Annotated in this window: 6 protein-coding genes; 2 read left to right on the forward strand and 4 right to left on the reverse strand. The window is 66.1% G+C overall.

Annotated features, from left to right (window positions below):
* A partial coding sequence (locus tag PGX04_RS12645; RefSeq protein ID WP_273738826.1) for a class I SAM-dependent methyltransferase occupies window positions 1–528 on the forward strand: 528 nt, incomplete at its 5' end.
* Window positions 529–640: 112 nt separating this feature from the next.
* Window positions 641–1633 carry an ornithine cyclodeaminase family protein gene (locus tag PGX04_RS12650; protein ID WP_273738827.1) on the forward strand — a complete coding sequence of 331 codons (993 nt, stop codon included), beginning with the start codon at window positions 641–643 and terminating at the stop codon, window positions 1631–1633.
* Window positions 1634–1713: 80 nt separating this feature from the next.
* Here PGX04_RS12650 and PGX04_RS12655 read toward each other — a convergent pair whose 3' ends face one another.
* From PGX04_RS12655 to PGX04_RS12670, 4 genes are all read right to left on the reverse strand, one after another.
* Window positions 1714–3153 carry a sugar porter family MFS transporter gene (locus PGX04_RS12655; protein ID WP_273738828.1) on the reverse strand — a complete coding sequence of 480 codons (1440 nt, stop codon included), beginning with the start codon at window positions 3151–3153 and terminating at the stop codon, window positions 1714–1716.
* Window positions 3154–3332: 179 nt separating this feature from the next.
* Window positions 3333–4118, reverse strand: coding sequence for a YqjF family protein (locus PGX04_RS12660; RefSeq protein ID WP_273738829.1), 786 nt, complete (start codon window positions 4116–4118; stop codon window positions 3333–3335).
* Window positions 4119–4282: 164 nt separating this feature from the next.
* Window positions 4283–5059, reverse strand: coding sequence for a bacteriorhodopsin (locus PGX04_RS12665; RefSeq protein ID WP_273738830.1), 777 nt, complete (start codon window positions 5057–5059; stop codon window positions 4283–4285).
* Window positions 5056–6683, reverse strand: a 1628-nt coding sequence (locus PGX04_RS12670) for a methyl-accepting chemotaxis protein (protein ID WP_273738831.1), incomplete at its 5' end; no start/stop codon positions are given. The genes PGX04_RS12665 and PGX04_RS12670, both read right to left, overlap by 4 nt.

The following is a 6683-nucleotide window of genomic DNA, read 5'->3' on the forward strand; positions in this document are numbered from 1 at the left end:
GTCGCGGCGGACCTCGCGCCCGAGATGGTCGCGACGGCGACGAGCGAGTACGACGGCCTCGAGGGGGCCGTCACCGACGCCGAACGCCTCCCCTTCGCGACGGACTCGTTCGACGTGGTCACCTGCCGCTTTGCCGCGCACCACTTTCCGGACCCCGAAGCGTTTCTTTCCGAGGTCGAACGCATCCTCGCGCCGGGCGGCGTCCTCGCGCTTGAAGACCTCTGCGTACCGGCCGATCCCGACCTGGCGGCGCACGTCAATCGGATCGAACGACTCCGGGACTCGAGTCACGTCGAGACCTACTCTCGAGCGCAGTGGCGCGACTGGATCACGGGCGCGGGGTTGACCGTCGAGACGGCCCACGAGACGAGTCGGCGACTCGAGGCCGACGCCTGGCTCGACCGGATGGACTGCCGGCCGACCGTCGGCGGGAGATCAGAGCGTTGCTGGCGGACGCGCCGGCAGCGCTCGAGGAGCCCTTCGAGTTCGAATACGAATCCGACGGCGACAGCGAAGGAGAGCGCCTGACCTCGTACCGAACGAGCGTCGCGCTGTTCCGGGCGACGGTCTGACGGTCCCCGCGTCGTTCTCGACGCGTCGATACTGACGAACTAAGTAGCGTCCCGCAATATTCACCAGCATGAACACGCTTCTCTTGGACAGCGACGACGTCGACGAGCACGCGCGACTCGCCGACGTCATCGACGCCGTCGAGCAGGCGTTCGCGGCCTTCGAGCGCGGGACCACCCAGATGCCCGCCAAGTCCTACATCGACTTGCCCCGGTACAACGGCGACTTCCGGTCGATGCCCGCGTATCTGGACACGGGCGAGTGGGACGCGGCCGGACTGAAATGGGTCAACGTCCACCCGGACAACCCCGCGGACCACGACCTGCCGACCGTCCTGGGGACGATGATCTACTCCGACCCCGAGACCGCGTTTCCGCTGGCGATCATGGACGGGACCACGCTCACGATGAAGCGGACCGGCGCGGCCGCGGCCGTCGCCACCGACTATCTGGCCGTCGACGACGCCTCGAGCCTCGGCATCGTCGGAGCCGGCGTCCAGTCGTACACCCAGCTCGAGGCGATCAGCGAGGTCCGGCCGATCGAGGAGGTCGTCGTCTCGGATCCCGACGACGAGCGCGTCCGGCGGTTCGTCGAGACCGTCGAGGACCGGTTCGACGTCCACAGCGGCTCGATTTCCGAGGCGGGCCACTGCGACGTGCTCTCGACCGTGACGCCCGTCGAGGACCCGATCGTGGGGCTCGCAGACGTCGGCGAACGGACGCACGTCAACGCGATCGGGGCCGACGCCGAGGGGAAACACGAGCTGGCCGACGACCTACTGCAAGCAGCGCGGATCGTCATCGACGATCACGAGCAGTGCACCCACTCGGGCGAGATCAACGTCCCGTACGGCGAGGGGATCCTGACCGACGCGGACATCCACGGCGAGATCGGTGAACTCGTGGTCGGGTCGAAGGCGGGCCGGACCGACGAGACGGGGATTACGGTCTTCGATTCGACCGGGCTCGCGATTCAGGACGTTGCGGCCGCGCGGGTGGTCTACGAGACCGCTCGCGAGACCGATGCCGGATACGAGTTCGGGATGATCAATACCGGTCAGTAGGAGATCCGCTCGCCGGCCGTCGAATCGACGACGTGCCTCGAGCGGTCCGTTCACGATCGAAACGCAGTGCGTCTCGACCGTCAGTCGTCCGTCTCCGTCACACGGGGCTGCTCGCCGGCATCGCCTCCGAACGCCGTTTCGCGGAGGTCCGCCTCGATCTCCTCGAGCGAGCGCCCCTTCGTCTCGGGGACGAGTCGATAACAAAAGCCCAGCGCGAGCAAGGAGAGCGCGCCGTACAGCCAGAACGTTCCCGTCTGGCCGATGCCGTCGACCAACCGGAGGAAGGTCAGCGAGACGAGCAGGTTGCCGGCCCAGTTGACGACGGTAACGACGCCCATCGCCGTGCCGCGGACCTCCATCGGGTAGATCTCGGAGATCATCAGCCAGAAGACCGGGCCGAGCCCGATCGCGAAGAACGCGACGTACAACATGAGGCTCACGGTCGCGATCCAGCCGATCGCGCCCGAGAGACCGGGCAAGTAGAACGCGATCCCGAGGACGGCGAGCATGACGCTCATCCCGCCCAGCCCCGTGAGCAAGAGCGGTCGGCGACCGGTGCGATCGATCAACAGCACCGCAACGACGGTCATGACGACGTTGACGACGCCGATACCGACGGTTGCGAGGATGGAGGCGGTGTCCGCGAAGCCGGTCGACTCGAGGATCGTCGGCGCGTAGTACATGACCGTATTGATGCCGGTGACCTGCTGGAACACCGCCAGCCCGACGCCGACGATCAACATTGGCTGCACCCACGGTTTGAACAGGTCGCGGAGCGTTCCGGACTCGGTTCGGACCGTTTCTTCGATCTCGCGGAGCTCGTCCTCGACTTGACTCTCGACGCGGGTACTGGCGAGTACTGTGCGAGCGTCGCTCTCACGACCGTGCTCGTAGAGCCAGCGAGGGCTCTCGGGCATGAACAGCATCCCGACGAAGAGGACTGCGGCGGGGACCATGCCGAGGCCGAGCATCCAGCGCCACTCGCCGCCGCCGGCGAACGCGAAGTTCACGAGGTACGCGATGAGGATGCCGCTAGTGATCGTCAGCTGGTTTAACGAGACCAGCGACCCGCGGATTTCCGGCGGTGAGATCTCCGAAATGTACAGCGGACCGACGACCGAGGCGAAGCCCACGCCGATCCCGTCGACGATTCGACCGACGATCAGTATCTCGACGGTCGGCGCGATCGCCATGATGAGCGATCCGACGAAGAAGACGACGGCACCGACGAGGATGAGGCGTCGTCGTCCGAGCCGATCCGCGAGCCGACCGCCGAGCGCCGCACCGACGATCGCGCCGATCATCGCCCCGCTGACGATGATCCCCTCGATCAACGAGGAATCTATCGAATACCCGAAGACGGTCGCCAGTTCGAACGTGTTTCGAATGTATAACATCGCGCCGGAGATGACGCCAGTATCGAACCCGAACAGTAACCCGTTGAGCGCGGCCAACGCCGCGACGATGTAGATAAACGAATTCCGTTCGTTGCCGGTCGCTCCTGTGCGTGTTGTTGGCATTGGTACTGTGTAAGAATATTATTCCGTATTGTAGTTAACAAACCTAACGATACGCGCTCCGACAGTGGTTGGACAACCGATGCTCTGCGCTACGTACTACACGGCCCATCAACGGCTCTCTACGGCCGATCGACGGCTCCGAACCGAACTGAGTGCCGGGGCGTCCCCGCTGGGCGCGGTCAGGTTCCAAGCCGCCGCGGAATCGAGCCGGTCATCGACAGCTCGTCGGCGTAGTGGACGACCGGGTCGTCGGTCGGCGTCGGCAGGCCGTTAGCCTCGAGCATCGTGTTCTCGTGGATCGTCACCTCGGCGGGCTGGAGCGGCCAGGGGTCGTGTGCGATCTCGCCGGCCAGGACGCCGCTGGCGGTCGGCGCGTAGAACCGCCGACGGGCGGTGAGCCAGTGCTCGAGCGTGTCCGGTTCGGCGGTCCGAATCTCGCCATCGGGACGGTAGGTCGCGGCGAATCGAGCGGGAACGTCACCGTCTGTCCGCCGACGTTCGCTCGCGAAGGCTACGTGGTTCTCCTCGGTGGCCCCGACCCGAATGTTCGCGTCGTAGACGGGCAATCTCGTCCTTCGGCCGATCGTTGCCGCGACCAGCGAACTGTCGAGATCGATACTGAAGAAGAAGAGGCCGGGATCGCCACGATAGCGGACGTAGGTCCGAACGTTGAGTTCGGGAAACGCCAGCCGCGCGATCGACGGCGTCCCGCGGAGGCCCACGTTCGTCAGCACGAACGGGAGCACGCTCAGCCAGGCGCGGCCGTCCCGGGTCTCGAGAGTCAGTCGACCGGGGACGTGCGGTCGAAGCTCGTCCGGATCGACCGGCCAGTGGACGAAGAGACCGTCGCGCCACGTCATCGAGGCGACGTGTGGGGCGGTCGGCGACGATCTGTCGGCGAACCTCCAGCGGAAGGGATCTATTCGTGTCCGATGTCGTACTCGTTGTTCGTTCTGTTTCGTCATCCTCGAGAGCCAGCACAAGAGCTGTATTCGTCGATACGCCGATCAACGATATAAAATGGACAGTTTCCCGTCAATTCCGATGGCAGTCACACAGCACGGAACGGCCGATGGAATCGCGTAGGCAGATGTGAGCGAAACGGTGATCGATCGACCGCGACCGGCCGTCAGTCGGCCGCGACGTCCGGGTCGCCATCACTGCCGGACGACTCGGCGAACGTCACTTTGTCGTCGGTATCGCCGTCGTCCGCCGCACCACCCGACTCCTCAGTGATGAGCTGTTCCACCGCGTCGGTCGCCTGGAGGAGCAACAACCCGAAACCGATTCGGGTGGCGATGTCGAGGTAGGCACCCACGAAAATGCCGCCGAACGCGTCGAGGAGGCCGATCCCCTGCCGCGAGATGACCCCGATGACGAGGTAGGCGACCAAGAGCAGGATGAGCAGGTTCCGGAGCTTTCCGTAGAGGAGTACCCGCTCGCCGGTGGTCCGGCCGGACTGTTTCGTCACCGGCCAGATCATCACGTAGAGGAGTGCCGCGAGGACGACGACCGTGCCCAGATTCGCCGCGGGCACCGCCGCCCCCGTGAGGAAGTATCGGACGAGGCTGAGTCCGATCCACACCTCCGTCAGGACGACGAGTGCGGCCAACTGGCGTCGACTCGCGCCCGCGATCTTCCCCATGAAGAGGATCATGATCGTCGTCGCGACGAAGTAATCGATATACCGGGTCACCGGTAGCGGTTGCCCGGTCGGCGTCGTCAGGCGGAGCAACTCGATCGACATCCCGAAGTACGCGAGCGAGAGCGTCCCGCAGACGATCGGGGCCGGCAGGTAGTACCGGCGCGTCCCCGCCGGTTTGCTGGCGACCCAGCCGACGAACACCAGCGTGGCCACCGCCGTCACGTAGAAGCCGAGTCGGTACATCTCGAGTTCGGGAATCATCGGTTCTCACCTCCGGTCCTCGCGGCGGGCGACCGTGGTCGCTCGGAGCCCGCATCGCCGGAGACGCTGAACTCGTCGACGGCGTCGGCCAGATCCGTCGCCCGCTGGTCGAGTCGCGTCGCCTCCGCAGAGACGTCGGTGATCGTCGCGGTGGTCTCCTCGGCGGCCGCCGCGACCTGCTGGGACTGCGAACTCGTCTCGTTGGCGACGCTGGCGACGTCCTGGATGATCGTCGCGAGTTCCTCGGCGGACGTCGCCTGCTCGTCCGTCGCCTGGTCGATCTGGGTGACGCCGGTGGCGACCTGCTCGATCTCGCCGGCGATCCGATCGAGTTTGGTCGCCAGGGTGTCGACTCGATGGGTGGCCGAGCCGATCCGCTCCTCGGTCTCCTCGATCCCCGCTGCGCTCTCCGTCGCTCGCTGCTGTATCGATTCGATCATGGCTTCGACGTCGTCGACTGCCGCCTGCGTCTGCTCCGCCAGTTCCTTGACCTCGTCGGCGACGGCCTGGAAGCCGCCGTCCTCGCTCGAGGCACTCTTGGACCGGGCCGACTCGATGGCCGCGTTCAGCGCCAGCATGTTCGTCTGCTCGGCGATCTCGTCGATCAACTCGACGATCTCCTGGATCTGTTCGGCCTCGCGCTCGAGTTCGTGGATCGTCTCGGCGACGGTTTCCGTCTGGTCGGTGGCGGTGTGCATCTCCTCGGTGGTGTCCTCGGCGGCCGCCTGGCCGGCCGTCGCGAGTTCGTCGACCTGCCCGGACTGGTCGGCGATCGTGCTCGTCGCGGCGGCGACCTCCTCGACGGTCGCCGACATCTCCTTGACTTCTCTGGTCGCTGTCTTCAGGTCCTCGGCCTGCTCCGCGGACCCGTCGGAGATTTCCTGAGTCGACGCGCTGACCTCCTCGCTGGCGCGGCTGATCTCCTCCGAACTGGTCTGGAACTCGGTGCTCGTCCGCGCGACGTCCCGCGAGATGTCCTTGACCTGTGCGACCGCCGTCTCCAGATCGGCGATCATCTCGTTGAACGCCTCGGCGATGGCCGCCATCGCCTCGTGGTCGGTCTGCGGGTCGAGGCGCTTCTGGAGGTCGCCGTCGGCGCAGTCGGCCATCACCGCCCCGAACCGCTCGGCCTCGGCCTCGAGTTCGCGGTTGCGCTGCTCGGTGCGACGCTGGGCCTCCCGTGCGCGTTCGCGTTCGTCCTCGAGATCACTCAGCGTCGTCCGGAGGTCGTCGCGCATCGTCCCGAAGGAGTCGTAGAGTCTCCCGACCTCGTCGATGCGGTCCGTCTCGAGGTCGGCCTCGAGGTCGCCATCGCCCATCTGTTGGGCCTTGTCCGCGAGTCGGCGGAGTTTCAGCGAGAGGTTGCCGCCGAGGACGATGCCGACGAAGCCGAGGTTGACGATGAAGATGAACACTACCGTCGCGATGCCGGCCGTCGCGACGTTCTGTGTCGCGAAGACGTCGTCCGCGGCGCCGTAGGTCGTGACCTGCATCGTCGCCTCGCCGCTCCCGATCGTCGCCGACGTCGCGGCGACCTCCTGCTCGCTTCCGTCGGGCGTTACCCTCACGACGTCGGAGTCGTCGGGCCCCAGCGCGTCGAGAACGGTCTCGTCGGTCGCGTCGA

The sequence above is a fragment of the Natrinema soli genome (assembly GCF_028618695.1).

What these genes read in the sequence shown, in the direction of transcription:
- PGX04_RS12665 (WP_273738830.1), bottom strand. Translation starts at nt 5,059, where the DNA reads ATGATTCCCGAACTCGAGATGTACCGACTCGGCTTCTACGTGACGGCG.
- PGX04_RS12660 (WP_273738829.1), bottom strand. Translation starts at nt 4,118, where the DNA reads ATGACGAAACAGAACGAACAACGAGTACGACATCGGACACGAATAGAT.
- PGX04_RS12650 (WP_273738827.1), top strand. Translation starts at nt 641, where the DNA reads ATGAACACGCTTCTCTTGGACAGCGACGACGTCGACGAGCACGCGCGA.
- PGX04_RS12655 (WP_273738828.1), bottom strand. Translation starts at nt 3,153, where the DNA reads ATGCCAACAACACGCACAGGAGCGACCGGCAACGAACGGAATTCGTTT.